At 53.2% G+C, this 15,862-nt stretch carries 14 protein-coding genes; 3 read left to right on the top strand and 11 right to left on the bottom strand.

Annotated elements, in window-relative coordinates:
• Window positions 1-54: 54 nt before the first annotated feature.
• Together MCJ35_RS07445 and MCJ35_RS07440 are read left to right on the top strand one after the other, a co-directional pair.
• Window positions 55-1,326 (top strand): DNA polymerase Y family protein, encoded by a 1,272-nt coding sequence (locus tag MCJ35_RS07445; protein ID WP_025482208.1) that lies wholly within the window; start codon window positions 55-57, stop codon window positions 1,324-1,326.
• A 42-nt stretch (window positions 1,327-1,368) separates the two neighbouring features.
• The gene (locus MCJ35_RS07440; RefSeq protein ID WP_008724954.1) at window positions 1,369-2,262 is read left to right on the top strand and encodes an RluA family pseudouridine synthase; all 894 of its coding nucleotides are present in this window, start codon (window positions 1,369-1,371) and stop codon (window positions 2,260-2,262) included.
• Between the two features lie 2 nt (window positions 2,263-2,264).
• Here the strand turns inward: MCJ35_RS07440 and MCJ35_RS07435 are convergent, their stop codons facing one another.
• From MCJ35_RS07435 to MCJ35_RS07400, 8 genes are all read right to left on the bottom strand, one after another.
• Entirely contained in the window at window positions 2,265-3,758 is a 1,494-nt protein-coding gene (locus tag MCJ35_RS07435; protein ID WP_025482209.1) for an RsmB/NOP family class I SAM-dependent RNA methyltransferase, read from the bottom strand.
• Between the two features lie 131 nt (window positions 3,759-3,889).
• Window positions 3,890-4,435 (bottom strand): DUF6465 family protein, encoded by a 546-nt coding sequence (locus MCJ35_RS07430; protein WP_025482211.1) that lies wholly within the window; start codon window positions 4,433-4,435, stop codon window positions 3,890-3,892.
• Window positions 4,436-4,592: 157 nt separating this feature from the next.
• Window positions 4,593-6,494, bottom strand: coding sequence for a L,D-transpeptidase family protein (locus MCJ35_RS07425; RefSeq protein ID WP_240299426.1), 1,902 nt, complete (start codon window positions 6,492-6,494; stop codon window positions 4,593-4,595).
• A gap of 3 nt (window positions 6,495-6,497) precedes the next feature.
• Entirely contained in the window at window positions 6,498-6,944 is a 447-nt protein-coding gene (locus MCJ35_RS07420) for a 2-thiouracil desulfurase family protein (protein WP_008724947.1), read from the bottom strand.
• 33 nt (window positions 6,945-6,977) lie between these two features.
• On the bottom strand, window positions 6,978-8,336 hold the full coding sequence (locus MCJ35_RS07415; protein WP_008724946.1) for an MATE family efflux transporter: 1,359 nt from the start codon (window positions 8,334-8,336) through the stop codon (window positions 6,978-6,980).
• A 30-nt stretch (window positions 8,337-8,366) separates the two neighbouring features.
• Window positions 8,367-9,497 (bottom strand): sporulation integral membrane protein YtvI, encoded by a 1,131-nt coding sequence (gene ytvI / locus MCJ35_RS07410; protein WP_025482214.1) that lies wholly within the window; start codon window positions 9,495-9,497, stop codon window positions 8,367-8,369.
• A 21-nt stretch (window positions 9,498-9,518) separates the two neighbouring features.
• Window positions 9,519-10,583, bottom strand: coding sequence for a histidinol-phosphate transaminase (hisC, locus tag MCJ35_RS07405; protein ID WP_025482215.1), 1,065 nt, complete (start codon window positions 10,581-10,583; stop codon window positions 9,519-9,521).
• Between the two features lie 81 nt (window positions 10,584-10,664).
• Entirely contained in the window at window positions 10,665-11,855 is a 1,191-nt protein-coding gene (locus MCJ35_RS07400) for a pyridoxal phosphate-dependent aminotransferase (RefSeq protein WP_008724939.1), read from the bottom strand.
• A gap of 88 nt (window positions 11,856-11,943) precedes the next feature.
• Here MCJ35_RS07400 and MCJ35_RS07395 point away from each other — a divergent pair, with 88 nt between their 5' ends.
• On the top strand, window positions 11,944-12,096 hold the full coding sequence (locus MCJ35_RS07395; RefSeq protein ID WP_155858373.1) for a hypothetical protein: 153 nt from the start codon (window positions 11,944-11,946) through the stop codon (window positions 12,094-12,096).
• A gap of 24 nt (window positions 12,097-12,120) precedes the next feature.
• Here MCJ35_RS07395 and MCJ35_RS07390 read toward each other — a convergent pair whose 3' ends face one another.
• Genes MCJ35_RS07390 through MCJ35_RS07380 form a run of 3 tightly spaced genes read right to left on the bottom strand, consistent with a single transcriptional unit; the run spans window position 12,121 to window position 15,785 of the window.
• Window positions 12,121-14,526, bottom strand: a complete 2,406-nt coding sequence (locus tag MCJ35_RS07390) for a DUF6449 domain-containing protein (protein WP_025482216.1) — start codon at window positions 14,524-14,526, stop codon at window positions 12,121-12,123.
• Window positions 14,501-15,400 carry an ABC transporter ATP-binding protein gene (locus tag MCJ35_RS07385; protein ID WP_008724933.1) on the bottom strand — a complete coding sequence of 300 codons (900 nt, stop codon included), beginning with the start codon at window positions 15,398-15,400 and terminating at the stop codon, window positions 14,501-14,503. The genes MCJ35_RS07390 and MCJ35_RS07385 overlap by 26 nt, the downstream gene beginning before the upstream one ends.
• A complete protein-coding gene (locus MCJ35_RS07380) occupies window positions 15,393-15,785 on the bottom strand; it encodes a GntR family transcriptional regulator (protein ID WP_008724932.1) in 393 nt (130 codons plus the stop codon). The genes MCJ35_RS07385 and MCJ35_RS07380 overlap by 8 nt, the downstream gene beginning before the upstream one ends.
• Window positions 15,786-15,862 lie beyond the last annotated feature (77 nt).

Here is a 15,862-nt window from a genome sequence, read left to right as displayed (position 1 = left end):
AGGACGGTGGTATCAATGGGGAATGCCCAGGATAAAAGAGGATCAGGAAAAGGTATGGAACATGGGGACAGGGAGCGGCTTATCTTTCATATTGACGTTAACTCTGCATTTTTAAGCTGGGAGTGTGTCTACCGGTTAAGCCATGATCCGGATGCGCTGGATCTGCGCACCATACCTTCTGCTGTCGGCGGGGACGCCAGCATGAGGCACGGGATTGTACTGGCCAAATCCCCCCTGGCCAGGAAGTACGGGGTCACCACCGGGGAGCCCCTGGCCCAGGCCAGGCGCAAGTGTCCCAACCTGACCGTTGTCCCCTCACGCTTTGACTTCTATATTAAGTGTTCCAGGCGCATGATGGAACTTCTGGAGGAATACACACCTGACCATGAGAAATTCAGCATTGATGAGATATTCCTGGACATGACGGAAACCATCCACCTCTTCGGGGATCCGCTGGCCACTGCCAGCCAGATACGGGAGCGGATTAAGAATGAACTTGGCTTTACCGTGAACATCGGTATTTCCAGCAATAAACTGCTGGCCAAGATGGCATCTGACTTTGAAAAGCCTGACCGCTGCCATACCCTGTTCCCCCATGAGGTTCCCGGGAAAATGTGGCCGCTGCCCATACGCGAGCTTTTCTTCGTGGGCAGCGCTGCCCAGAAAAAGATGGAGGCCCTTGGCCTTCATACCATCGGTCAGCTGGCTGCCTGCGACCTGGAACTGCTGAAAGCCCATCTGGGCAGAAGTTACGCAGTCCTGATACACCAGTACGCCAATGGCGTGGATGAGGACCCGGTTGAGGAACGGGACCCTGTCAATAAAGCCTATGGCAACAGTATTACCCTGTCCAGGGACATCTCTGATCATGACAAGGCATGCCAGGTGCTGCTGTCCCTCTGTGAAACCGTGGGGGCCAGGCTGAGGGCGGACCATGTTCTGTGCAGCAACGTATGTGTGGAACTGCGGGACTGGGAGTTTAAGAACCAGTCCCACCAGATGACCCTTGCAGAGCCAACGGATTCCACTTCCGTGCTCTATGAATGTTCCTGCCGGCTGCTTAAGGATTTCTGGGACATGACCCCCCTTCGGCTCATGGGCGTCAGGGCGGGCAAGATTGCAGATGATTCATTTTCCCAAATCAGCCTTTTTGACGACCCCGGACTGTTAAAGAAAAAAGAATTCGAAAAAACAGTGGATAAAATACGAAACAAATACGGCATTGACAGCATCAAACGCGCCAGCTTCCTCCAGAAAGACTCCATTGTGGACCATGCGGCCAGCAAGAAAAAGCATCTGAACCGCCAGGAGGACATGGACAGGTAATTACCTGGAAAGTGACTATAGATACCGATAACAGGAGATTCCATGATTAAGAAATGCATCGAATACACAATCACAGAACCATATACCGGCTGTACCGTGGAAGAATTCCTGAAAAGCCGGGGCTATTCCCACCGCCTGGTGGTATATCTGCGCAATACGGAGGGCAGCCTTACCGTAAAGGGACAGCCGGTTTATACCATACACAGGCTGCAGCCCGGAGAGGTCCTAAAAGTGGTTCTTACAGAAGACAATCCATCCCGGTCCATTGTACCGGTTAACCTTCCCCTCTCCATCGTATATGAGGATGAGGACATACTGGTCATCAACAAGGAGGCCGGAGTCCCCATCCATCCGTCCCAGGGCCATCATGACAATACCCTGGCCAATGCCGTGGCCTGGTATTACAGCCAGAAAGGGGAACCCTTCACCTACCGGGCCATCAACCGCCTGGACCGGGATACCACCGGCCTGCTCATCCTTGCCAGGCACATGCTCAGCGCCTGCGTCCTTTCCAATGATATGCTAAACCGTAGGATTAAACGTGAGTACAGGGCCATTGTTTGCGGCAGGACAAGGGACATGGGAACCATCGATGCCCCCATCGCCAGGGTGGAAGGCTCCACCATAGAACGGCAGGTGGATTTTGAAAAAGGAGAATCCGCCTGTACCCATTACAGACGGATTGCTTATAATGAACATCTTGATCTATCCTGTGTCAGTCTCTGGCTGGAAACAGGCCGGACCCACCAGATACGGGTCCATATGAAATCCATCGGCCATCCCCTGCCCGGTGATTTCCTCTATCACCCGGATTACCGGTATATCAGCCGCCAGCCCCTGCACTCCTGCCGTTTAAGCTTCACCCATCCCGTGACAGGAGAGCCGATGGAATTCACGGCCGGACTTCCCGAGGACATGAGGCGGCTTCTGGAGTAGCACTACATCCATCTCAATCCCTTTGGATAATGGTTCTTGACCATCCCTCCTGCCATCTTGCACCAGCCAAGGCTGAAACCGTCTGTCAGTACCAGTCCCCAGCCCTTGCCGCTTCCTTCTGACAGGAGCCCGTCTGCTGACAGTGTCTCCCCTTTCAGGTAACGGATTACCTCCATACCATCGGAAGGCAGTTCAATCCATTGCTTCACATCTTCCTTTTTAAGGGCCAGGGCCAGTCCGTGGGAAGGTTCAAACCGTTTCTTTTTCAGGGTTCCCATGTGAAGCCCTGGGCGCAGGATTTTTAATCCCTTCATATCCGGCATGTCCGGCGGCAGCAGGTATAGCTGGTCACCGAATAATACATATTCTTCCCGCATAAGGTAATGTTCAGGTCCTGTCAGGCTGTCTGTTAAAAATTCCCTGTATTCTTTCAGAAGCTCTTCTTTTTTCCTGCCCTTCAGATAATCCGCTGTTTTCATGCAGGGATACCCTTCATGGACATCCGGCCCTTCCTTTTTAAGGACCGCTATGAAATGCCCCTCTCCCTCCAGGTTCTGAGGCATGATACGGAACGTCCGTTCCAGATGATACCGATCCTCTGCAGGCTCATCCGCCAATCCAGCGCCGCCATATGCGGCCCATCCTGCATTTCCCCTTGAAAATCCTTCATACCCATCCACTGCCTCCAGGCAGAACCCACTGTGGCGCTTGAGAAAAGCCAGGATGGCGCCTTCATTTTCCTCCGGGGCAAAGGTACAGGTGGAATAGACCATACGGCCGCCCGGTCGGAGCATGGCTGCAGCATTGTCAAGAATCTGTCCCTGGCGCCCTGCGCACATCCTCACATGTTCCTCGCTCCACTGCTCCCTGGCAGCCTCATCCTTGCGGAACATCCCTTCGCCGGAGCAGGGGGCGTCCACCACAATCCTGTCAAAGAATTCCGGGAAATGGGACGCCAGGTTTCCTGAATCCTCATTGGTTACCACGCAGTTCCTGACACCCATGCGCTCCATGTTCTGGGACAGGACCTTTGCCCTGGCCGGATGGATTTCATTAGACAGAAGGAATCCCCTGGCTTTCAGCCGTGACGCGATATGGCTGGACTTGCCTCCCGGGGCAGCGCACAGATCCAGGATCCGCTCTCCCGGTCTGGGATCCAGAAGCTCTGTTACCGCCATGGCGCTTGGCTCCTGGATATAATACAGGCCAGCCTCATGATAGGGATGCTTGCCGGGTCTTTTAGCAGCGTCATAATAAAATCCTTCCTTTACCCACGGAATCTTCCCAAGACAAAGCCCTGCCTGCGCCGCCACCTGTTCAGCCAGCGCGCGGACACCGTCCTCCTCCCAGCCTTCCCTCATTCCTTCTGCTGTCTTAAGGCTGTTCAGGCGCAGTCCCTGGACACGTTCCCTGTCATAGCTGGCTTCAAATGCCTCATATCCCTCTCCCAGCAATTCCTTCATCCGCTCTTTAAACCGAACCGGTAAATCCGCCATCTCATATCCATCCTTTATTCTTCATACACACCTTTATCCTTCACACGCATACCTTGCATTCAATGCAAATGAGCTGCCGTATCCCAATGATACAACAGCTCACCTCATCCTTCAATCCCTATTGCCAAGGATTACAGCATAATCTTGAAATCATCGTTTCCTTCGCCATTCACCACATAATAAGCAGCTCCTTCATTGGCAACGATATACAGCTCAATGTTCTTAATCTCAACGCCCTTGTGTGTGCTCTTATATGCCTTAACTGCCTGGTCCAGGACATCCTTTGCAACCAGGTCTTTTCCGTCAAACTGGAAATGTACGGCTGCTGCAGGCTCTGCCTTCTTAGCTGCTGGCTTTTTAGCCGGTGCCGCCTTGGCGGCTGCGGTCTTTGCCGGCGCCCTCTTCTCAGTTTCCTTCTTAGCGGTTTCTTTCTTAACAGCCTCTTTCTTGACAGCTTCTTTCTTAACTGTCTCCTTCTTGGCTGCCGCTGTCTTGGCCGGTGCCTTCTTGGCTGCAGGCGCTGCCTTCTTAGCCGGTGCCTTTGCCGCCTTTGCTGCCGGAGCCTCTGCCTTTACTTCTTCCACCGGAGCAGCCGCCACCTCTTCATTCACAACTGGCTTAACTGTTTCTTCGGCTGGCTTTGCTGCTGCCTTGACATCTTTCTTAGCTTCTACCATAGTCCATATCCTCCCTAATTTTGAATAATGGCTTTACAAGTAATCCCCTAGATGCATTAAGGGCATTATAAAATGCTTTCCCTGATTTGTCAATAAATTCACCAGAAAAAGGGCCCCGCACCTCAAAAAAGTCCCTTTTTTCTACATTCTTCCAATCCTAACCCACGCCAGGGCCGCCCTCACCGCTGGGATGGGTTGTCTGAAATGCAGGCCCATACCCCTCCGCCGGATTGGAGGGCTGCGCACCTTCGGTGGATGCGGGTGTGGATTGGCCCACAGGGTCTATGGATACCTGCGGCTGCGTCCCGCCAGACGCCTGGGATGGCGCCGACGGAACAGGCTGGGGCGGTGCAGGCACGGACGGCTGGGGTGTCTGTTCCGGGGCTGCCCCAACTGAAGGTGCGGGCTCTGGCTGGGTCGGAGCGGGAACCGGAACCTGGGTCGGCGCCGGCGCCTGGGTCGGGACTGGCGCCGGTGTCGGGGCCGGGGCTTTGCCGGATGACGTGCTGGAACGGCTGCTCTCCGTCCCCGGCAGTTCATAGCAGATCACGGGCATGCCTGCGTACACATTCTCAAACAGTTCCTTTGCTGCCGCATATGGCATGTTCACACATCCATGGGAACCGCCTGTTTTATAGATGGAGCCGCCGAAGCTGGAGCGCCAGCTGGCGTCATGGAAACCGATACCGCCGTTAAAAGGCATCCAGAACTTCACCGGGCTTGCATAGCCTTCCCCTTTTAACACGGCATCCCTCTGCTTATAGGTCAGAGCAAATATACCTGGCGGCGTGGTATGTCCCTTGGACACATTCCCGGACACAAAGTCCGACTCCAGTATCTTCTGCCCATCCTTATAGAAAAACAGGTGCTGGGCCGTCAGGTTCACCTCCGCGTATGTACCGCCATAATCCGCCCCGTCATGGCTGGCAGCTGTCTGGGAGTAAACCGGTTCCCTGACAACGCTCTCCCCTGCCTCCAATATCCTTACCAGTTCCTCTGTTTCCGCTGCCTGGTTAATCCTCCATCCGTAGAATCCGCTTACCTCCACGGTCTGTCCGTAACTGGTCTTAAAAGGACGCTTCTTATATGCGGTGTTATATCTGGACGCCAGGTTTTTCACGTAATCCCCTGCCATATCCCTGTTAAGGGTCACGCTGTCCCCCTCAGCCAAAAGCCACTGGTGGATGGTGCTGCCATCCAGGACCTCGCTGGTACTGCCAAAGGTATAGGTCACGGTCATGTTCACATACCGGTTCCTTGCATCCCTGGCAGCCACCAGCGAGCTGTTGCCGGAGCGGATGCGGGGCTCCCGGTAGCATCCCAGGGACTCCAGGTCCAGTTCCGGCGTAAGGGTGCGCACGCCTTCCCCTGCAGCTGCCTTGACAAGCTGCAGATCCAGTTCATTGCCTTCTGTCTCCGGGACAACGCTGTATCCCTCCCCGCCCACATAATCGGACAGGTATGCATCAGAGGGCACCACGATATTGGCTGCCTGGAAGCAGTCCAGGGACTTAAGTCCTTTCTCCAGGGCCGTCTCATCGTATGTAATCATGGTCTGTATATCATAGGACGGTCCTTTTAACAGGTATCTTGGCCAGGCATAAGGGTTCTGCTGCCGGATGATTTCCTCCAGGCTTCCGTCGAACACGGTGTGCAGGCCGATATCCGCGCCGTATATGGCTTCCTGTCCACCTCCCCTCAGTTTCAGGACCAGACTGTAATCCTTTACCCCTGACGCCATCATTTCCTTAACCTGCGCAGCGGTCCTGCCGGACACATCCATGCCGTTGATGACCGTGTGCGGCAGGTACGCATCCCGGTAACCCACTGCGTGATAGATATAGCCGCCCACACAGATTGCGGCTGCCAGCGCCAGCAGGGCCGCTGCCGCCTTCCCCAATCCGTGCTTTGGCGTGCCTGGCGCCTCATCCGTCCGGGCCTTGGCCTGCCCGCCGTTTCTCTCCCTGAAGGCAGCCCGGCTCCTGCTTTTTCCCCGCTGTCCGTTTTCCTTCTTCTCCTGTACTGATGTCCCTTCCTTCTTATCCAGTTCTTTGCTCATGCATCAATACCTTTCTGATTCCTCCAGGAGTCTTTCAATCTGGCTCTCCCCATACACCTTAATTCCATGGGACTTCAAAAGTCCTGCACAGACCCCTTCTCCTTCTGTCAGTTTTCCTGTAAATGTTCCGTCATATATCTGCCCGTTTCCACAGGAAGGGCTCCTCTCCTTAAGGACGGCTGCCCTGCAGCCGTAAAGCATGGCAAGCTTCAAGGCTTCCTCCGCCCCTTTTTCATAGGCAGGGGTCACATCTTCCCCATCCCTGGTAATGACACGCCCGCAGGCGCGCTCCGCGGGTGTGCGCGGGGTTGCAAGACCTCCCATGATTTCCGGACACACCGGGATGAGGCAATGTCTGTCCATCAGTGCCTTCACAGCCGGATCCAGCACGCCCTTGCCGTTATACCTGCATTCCACGCCAAGCAGGCAGGCGCTTACCAGTATATTCATATTCCGCTTCCTTCCGATTATGTATGATTTTATTTACAGGCGCCGGTTATCCCCCAGTACCCTGCCGCTTAACAGCAGGAAGGTGCAGGATGACATGACGCATGCAATGATATCCGATATGGGTTCTGCAAAGAATACCTTCTCCACCCCGAACAGCATGGGCAGGAGGAGCATCCCCAGAAAATAAACGAATTTCCTGAACATGGACAGGCTGACAGCCACCTTCGCAATCCCCATTCCAGTAAAACCGTCCACTACCGTATACTGGACCGCCAATGGGATCACGGCCAGCGTATACATACGGATTGCCCACTCCGTAATCCCCACATAGGATGCTTCCCTTGTGAAGATACGCACGAAATATCCGGGCGCTGTCTGGGCAATCACAAACATGACGGCTGTAAATGCCAGGCCCAGGGAAACAATATGCTTCTCAGCCTTCCTGATGCGGTCAGGCCTCCCCGCCCCATAATTATAACCTAAAACAGTCTGGGTTCCACCGGTAATTCCTCCCAGCGGCATGGTGATGAGGAGCATGAAGCTCTGTACAATGGTATTGCAGGTAAGCAGCATGTCCCCGTCTGCCGGGTTGGAGAACTTGCGGATTACCATGTTCATGACAATGATAAGCAGGCTGTCCGACGCAATGATGAGGAAGGGGGAAAGCCCCACCACCAGCACCTGCTTCATGGTATTCCACCGGTACCCGCCAAAGGTAATGCGCACCAGGGGCATTTTCCCGAACAGGAATACCAGCACATAGATGCAGGAGGCCATCTGCGAAAGCACCGTGGCAATGGCCGCTCCCTTAACCCCCATGTTGAGGGCAAAAATAAAAACAGGATCCAGGGCAATATTGCATACGGCCCCTAATACCACGGATTTCATCCCCACCTTGGCAAATCCCTGACAGATGATGAACTGGTTCATTCCTGCTGCCAGAAGCGCGAACACGGTTCCGGACAGGTACCAGCTCATGTACTCGTCGGCATAGGGGAATATGGATGGGCTGGCGCCGAAAAATACCAGCAGCGGTTTCCTGAACAGGAAGGTAATGGTCATGATGACAACCGCCATCCCTGTTAAAAGCGCAAAACAGTTTGCCACCATCTGAGTGGCGGCCCTCTCATTCTTCTGTCCCAGGCGGATGCTCATCAGGGGCGCCCCGCCCACTCCGATCCAGCTGGCAAAGGAGGATATAAGTGTCACCACAGGTCCGCAGATTCCCACCCCGGCCAGGGCCAGTGCCCCGATCCCCTCTATATTTCCAATGTACATCCGGTCCACTATGCTGTACAGCACATTCACAAATTGAGCCAGCATGGAGGGAAATGCCAGCCTCCAAACCAGCCCGCGTACTTTATCCGTATCCAGATTATTTTCAACTTTCATCTCACTTAAACCTTCTCCTGCTAATCAAACTTATTCCTTCTTCCGGAAGGTATTCATATCCTTAATCAGGATACCCAGGCTGTCCGTCATTTTGCGGAAAGCCCCATAGTCATACAGACTTACAAAAAACAGGCCGATGGGCACTGCCAGGATCATCCCTGCAATCCCATTTACCTTAAATCCCAGATATAAAAGCAGCAGGGTCAATAGCGGGTTAAGTCCCATGCTGTCCCCCACCAGCTTAGGCTGCACCAGCTGGCGCGTGACCTGGGTCAGGACATAAATCAGCAGAAGCCCGGCCGCAAAGGCATATTCGCCGCCCAGCAGCTTAATTAAGCCCCATGGAATCAGGGCCGTACCCGTGCCAAACACAGGAAGGAAATCCAGGAACGCGATGAGGAATGCCCAAAGAGGGGCGTATCCCACCCCAAGCACAAGGAATCCAACCGTGAGGATCAGCCATACCACTGCCATGATCTTAAACTGGGCCATGAAATATCCGCCTATAAGCCTGCGGACCTCCCCCTTTAAGTAGCTGGTATACCGCTGGCTCCAGGCAGGCGTATGGGATTTTACAAAGGCCAGGATATTGTCCCTGTCAACAATGAAGAAGTAGGCGGACAATATGGTGACCACCATATAGACCAGAATGGCAGGAATGCTCCTGGCCACGGATCCGGCCGCCTCAACGGTGGGGGACGCAATGCCCTCCACCACCTTGCCCAGATAAGTTCCCAGATTATTCCCAATCTCCGACCAGGTCTGCTGGATACTGTCCGGCAGGAACTGGAACACATGGTCAATCTGCTCCATGCTCCTGGACACATCCCCCTCAATCCCGGCGTACAGGGCCGGAAGATCTTTTATGAATCCATACAGCAGCGCAAAGCTTCTGGATATGATCAGGTATAAAAGGCCGATGACAAGGGCCAGGGCCGCCACCACGATGACGATGGAACTGTGCTTGCGCACCAGCCTCATCCTCCGCTCCAATAGACGCACCAGGGGATTGGCAATCATGGCAATGATCCAGCCAATGACAAAGGGCATGAAAAACTTTAAGATCTTTGGTCCCAGAAAACACAGGAGAATCCATCCTGTCAGCGGGATTACAATATTAAGCACGAGTCTCAGATAATGTCTCCACCCTGCTTCTTCCATACATATCACCCATCCTGTCTTTTATGAAAAATCCTTCAGATACCGCTCCAGGAATGCAAACAGCTCCTCCATCTCCTCATCCGACCCTATGCTGATACGAAGGCTGTCACACAGCCTCTCCCCGCCGAAATACCGCACGTAAATCTGCTCCTGCTTAAGCGCCTCAAAAAGCTTATATGCAGGCACGCGGGGATGGGACGCAAAGATGAAATTGGCCTGGGAATCCGGATAGGTGAATCCTAGCCCGCTAAGCCGCTTCTTTGCCCGTTCCCTGGTAGCTATTATCTTGTCCGTTGTCTCCTTAAAATATGCCTTATCCCTCACCGACTCCGTGCCCATCACAATGGAGGCCAGATTCATGGTATAGGAGTTATAGGAGTACTTCACATCATTAAGGGCCTTGATCAGGCGCCGGTTCCCAATGGCAAAGCCGATCCTCATGCCCGCCATGGAACGGGACTTGCTGAAGGTCTGTACTACCAGAAGGTTCTCGTACCGTCCAATCAGTTCCAGCGCGGACCTCCCTGCAAAATCAATGTATGCCTCGTCCACGATCACCACCACGTCCTGGTTGGCCTTTATGATCCCTTCCACCTGTTCAAGAGGCATATAGATACCGGTAGGCGCATTGGGGTTCGGGAAAATGACTCCCCCGTTTTCCTTTTCATAATCCTCCGGGATGATATTAAAATCCCCATCCAGGGCAGGCGTCTCATATGGAATCCGGTACAGGTCCGCCCACACCTTGTAGAATGAATAGGTGATGTCAGGAAACATCACCGGCTTATCCGAATTAAAAAACGTGAGGAAGGACATGGCTATCACGTCATCAGACCCAACCCCCACAAACACCTGGTCCGCCTCTACCCCGTAATATCCGGCCAGGGCCTCCACCAGCATGGAAGCCGCCGGGTCAGGATATTTGCGCAGACGGTCCGTCTCCAGTTCCCTGAGGGCCTTAATGGCTCCCGGGGACGGAGGATACGGATTCTCGTTGGTGTTCAGTTTTATCAGTCTATCACCGCCCGGCTGGTCCCCCGGCACATAAGGCACTACCTGGCGTATATTTGCTTCCCATGGTCTCATACTCTGGATTCCTCCCTTTCCTCTGACCTCATATACTTTACTTCATCAGCCGTTTTTCATCCCTTGCCGGCTGTCCTTATCCTATACCAGACCGTAATCAGACGCCACTTTCCTGAATGCAGGAAGTGAACGTTCAATCTGCCCATAGGACACGCAGTATGAAATCCTTACATATCCCGGGCATGCAAAGGAACTGCCCGGAACCACCAGCAGGTTATACTTCTTGCAGTTGGCGCAGAACTGCTTTTCATCTGCTTCCGGTGATTTTACGAAGAGGTAGAACGCGCCCTCTGGCTTGATACACTCAAATCCCAGGTCCCTTAAGCCATTGTACAGCAGGTTCCGGTTCCGGTCATATGCTTCCAGGTTCACCTTCTCGTCCACGCACCGTTTGATGACGCGCTGCATCAGTGACGGCGCGTTCACTGCGCCCATGACACGGTTGGCAATGGTTGCGGCGTTAAACACCTCTTCGCTGTCCTTAAGGGCGTCCGGTATCACCAGGTAGCCGATACGCTCGCCCGGAAGGGACAGGGACTTGCTGTAGGAATAGCAGATGACGGTGTTATCATAAAACCCTGTCACATAAGGCACCTCCACGCCGTCATAAGCCAGCTCGCGGTACGGTTCATCTGAAATCAATACAATATCCGTCCCCAGCTGGGACTGCTTCTCCCTCAGGATATCCGCCATCCTGGACAGGGTCCCTGCGGAATACACGACTCCGGTGGGGTTATTGGGGGTATTGATGATGACCGCCTTTGTCCTTGGGGTAATCTTCTCCCCGAATTCGTCAAGGTTTGGCTGGAAATCCTTTGTGTTAGGGGAAATGACCACCAGATTGCCGTCATAGTTGCGCACATAGCTGCCATATTCCACAAAGTAAGGAGCAAATGCAATGACCTCATCCCCCGGATTCAGGAGGGTCTTGAGGATGATATTCAGTCCGCTGGCAGCGCCCACGGTCATAAGTATATTATTCTGGTGGAAAGATGTGCCGAACCGGCGGTTCAGGGACTGTGCAATTGTATCCCTTACATCCTCATAACCGGCATTGCTCATATATCCATGGACAAAAGTAGACTCCTCTTCTTTCAGGATATCACAGATTGCCTGTCCTACGGAATCCGGCGCAGGCACATTGGGGTTGCCGAGACTAAAGTCATATACGTTCTCCGCGCCGTATAGGGCCGCCAGCTTTTTGCCCTCTTCAAACATGGCCCGGATTGCGGAATTATTATTTACCAATGGTTTCATTTTCTCTGATATCATACTTATGTCCTCTCTTTCTCCCTTGGGGCAGGCGCGTTTTTTGGAGCCTTCCCATCTGTTGATATGATTGTAGCTTTCCATGGATGGATTGTCAATAAAAAGAAACGGAAAGCCCTACATGCCCTACATGGGACAGATGGTCCTGTACGGCCAGGACAGGCCTGCGTCCATGAAGACAGATGGGAAACCGAAAACATGGAAACCGAAAAATGCACCGGATCCCATGAAGCAGGCTTCATAAGCACCGGTGCATCTTCCTTCATCCTTAAAGGATATTCTCCAGAGGAAGTCCTTCAAAGATTCCCAGCATCCCAGGCGTCATCCTGTCTAACAGCAGGATGCCCGAAACATGGATATTGCCTTCCAATTCCACATCACAGTAGGAGACAGCCCCTGAAACCTGATGGAACTGGTCCATTGATTGGAATTCATCTTCCATCACAGCCCCCATAAGCTGCGCTATCCCAGCCGGATCCGTAATCACCAGATTCCCTTCTTCTGTATAATAGGGATTCTTCCTCTGTAAATCGGCCAGTTCATCGTCCTGGGGAAGCCCGCTGCCGGAATCCCGATTGTAGAAAAGGGACTGTACATTGATGGTGACCGATCTGGTATTGTCGGCAGCAAAATGTTTTCCCGGCTCAGCGCCCTCTCCTTCCAGGATCTGAAGGGTATGGGTAAAGGATGGGTATACCGGCCAGTACTGGATGAAATCCTCCATACTCATGTCCCAGTAGCCGCCCCTTCCGCCGGAGCGCATCTGCTTCAGGTTCCGGTCCATGTAATCCCGGGCCTCCTTCGTCACAAATGAAATGGCGCCCACAGGAGCCTCTTTAATCCGTGTCTGTGTATCCAGGGCCATGAAGTCAGTCTGGTAGGCAACCAGCAGTTTTTCAATCGTCCTGCTGTCCTCTCCGGTATAGGCGGACATCCCCCCTTCCCGGTAGATTACCTTTACCAGATTTCCCGGCGTTTCATGAAACACAGGGTAAAGCCCTTCTTTATAAGCAGCCTCCTTGTACAGCTGTCCGTAAACATCCATCACATCTGAGAGGGCAATCTGATAGGAACGCCTTACACTGCGCCCATTGCCCATCTGATAGCATACGGTCATGCCCGTATGGTACGCCTTGATTCCCGTATCAGACGGGCCGTCTTCCCCTCCGGTCTTTCCCGCTATGAAAATAGAGGTGGGTCCGTCTGCTCCCCCGATATAAGATACATTCCGCACCTGGGTGACTGGTTTGACAATCCCCAGCCGTTCATCCCTGTTAAGAAGGGTGCTGCGTCTTCCCTCTTCCACCAGGGGCATGACCAGGTCCATATCCGTAAGCTTCATATCCTTTTCAATGTTTTCATAGGCCTGTTTATAATCCAGCACATATTCCCCCTGGTCATCCCGGCTTACAAACTGGTTATTCAGCCAGCCGCTGTCTATATCCAGATCCAGGCTGGCAGACACCACCTTATCCGTATCAGGAAGGTAGGAGTCATATCCATACCAGTCATAACGGAAACTCAGGAACACAAGGACGCCGGCCGCAAGGCAGAGCGCCAGCTGCAGCTTACTGCCAAGCAGTTTCTTAAAATCAAAATTATAGATGATTTCCACAATGCAGTGGGTAAGGATTATGAATACAATGGTGCCGAACAGACCCCAGCGCAGCTTGCTCTGCATGGCCCAGAAAAACAGTCCTCCGGCAAGGCCGCACCCCAGCACAAGAAGGATACGGATGGGCGCCATGGTGCGCTTAAAGGCCATGGCCTTCCCGGCTGCCTCCGAAGGCCTGATGCGGTAGAGCTGCAGGCCCAGGAAGAAAAGCGCCAGGACGCCGAATCCGGAACAGATAAGCTCCGGCACATGCTTTACGATTTCGTCCAGCCGCCAGTCAAGGGCTGTCAGATAGACGCTGAATGGGGACAGGTATTTCATTCCCCACATAAACGGCGAGCCATCGGAGGTCCATGCATTCCTGGCTGTTGTCACGAAAAAGATATCGCAGTACCCTTCCAGCACCAGCATCACTGCGGGAAAGAAGAAAAAGAACACACCGGATGCCAGGATCCCAACCACCATATTACCTGTCATCATCATGGCTATCACCACTGCTGCGTACATCAGCAGGAAAAACAGCATGTTCAATGCCAGGCCTCCGGCCATTGCGCCGGCTATACCTGCGGTGCCCACACCGTAAGAAAGGGCAACCCCGTACATAAGAATCAGGTTTATGAGATAGGAAATGCCTACAATGAGGATGCCTCCCACGTACCGCGCACTGTAAATCAGTTCCCTCCTTACCGGGATACTGTGGTAAAAATCAACCTTTTTCCTGTTATGCAGATAAGAAAAGCTGGATACCCCCATGACAACCGCTGCAGCCATCATAAGGAATACCACCATGCCGTTTCCGAATTCCGCCTGGCTTAAAACCACCTTTGTCTTCAGTTCCAGAAGCTTTTCCTGGTAGACAGCCAGCGGCATGGACGGGTCCTGTACAAAATCCCTGTAGCCGTTATATACATAATACTGTGTATTGGCCGCATCCTCCATGGCAAGGGCCAGGCCTATGGGAAGGATGAAGAAAAAAGCCAAAAAGACCAGGGCAAAGGCCCATGTGCGCCGCTTGCAGTCCTCCCTCATAAGCTTAGAGAACAAGTTTCCTGATGTCATAACCAGCCACCTCCGTTTCACTGATAAATATCTCCTCCAGGGACAGAGGAATGCACTCATAGAACACCGGGTCATAGGAGGATAGGATGGCCTCCACCTCCTGCCTGCTGCCGCGGACAGTCACCGTGCACAGCCTTCCGCGCTGCTCAATCCCCACCTTATCAAGGGCCACCAGGTCCTCGGGCTTCATGCCGGGCTGGAGCACGCACTGGACCTTATGGATGTTAAGCTTCATGTCATCCAGGTCTTTTGACAGAAGGATACCTCCCTTGTGCAGAAGCCCCACATGGTCGCAGATATCCTCCAGTTCCCTCAGGTTATGGGATGCGATGATGGGGGTCAGGTTCCTGTCCTCCATATCCGCTGCAAATATACTCTTCACGGTCTGGCGCATGACGGGGTCCAGGCCGTCAAAGGTCTCGTCGCAGAACAGATAGTCCGTGGACGCACACACGCCGCAGATAACCGATACCTGCTTCTTCATTCCCTTGGAAAATGTATGGATCCTGCGCTTCTCATCCAGCCCGAAGTTCTTCATAAGCTTGTGGAACCGCTCCTCATTAAATCCCTCATATACATGCCTGTAATAATGCATCATCTCCAAAGGCGTTGAGTTGTTGAAAAAATACTGTTCATCTGAGATATAGAAGAACCGCCTTTTCGCAGGCGTATTCTCAAACACCTCATGTCCGTCTATGGTGATACATCCCTCGTCCGGTTTCAGCACACCGCTGGCCAGCCTGAGGAACGTGGATTTGCCGGCCCCATTGGTGCCGATCAGGCCAAAAACACTTCCATCCTTTATGGTGGCGCTTATATGGTCAACCGCCACTATATCATCGAACCGTTTGGTCAGGTTCACTGCCTCAATCATGCCCATCTCCCCTTTCTGTCATATGCCCACGGAATGTCTCTTCCATAAGCCCTGTCATATCCTCTGCCGTAACGCCGATCTTCATGCCCTCTTCCACGGAAGCAGTAAAACGGCCCTTCCACTCCTTCAGCTTCCCGGCCCTCATGCGGCTGCTGTCAGCCACAAAGCTTCCCTTTCCCTTAACTGAGTAAATATATCCCTGACGTTCCAGCTCGCCGTAGGCCCGCTGGATTGTGTTGGGATTAATGGACAGGTCTGTGGCCAGGCTGCGCACGGACGGAAGCTGCGTATCCTGCGGAAGCACTCCGTTAAACATCATCTCCTGCAGGCGCTCCGCCACCTGTTCATATAAAGGTCTCCGGTCCCTGTAATCCAGTACAATCATCCCTTCCTTCCCCCTTTCTGAAATATCATTGTGTTGACTGTATTAATTATATTAGTACAGTTGCCCTTGAACATAGA

Source organism: Enterocloster sp. OA13, assembly GCF_022440595.1.
GTDB classification, from domain to species: domain Bacteria; phylum Bacillota; class Clostridia; order Lachnospirales; family Lachnospiraceae; genus Enterocloster; species Enterocloster hominis.
This window is presented reverse-complemented; position numbering and strand designations above follow the sequence as displayed.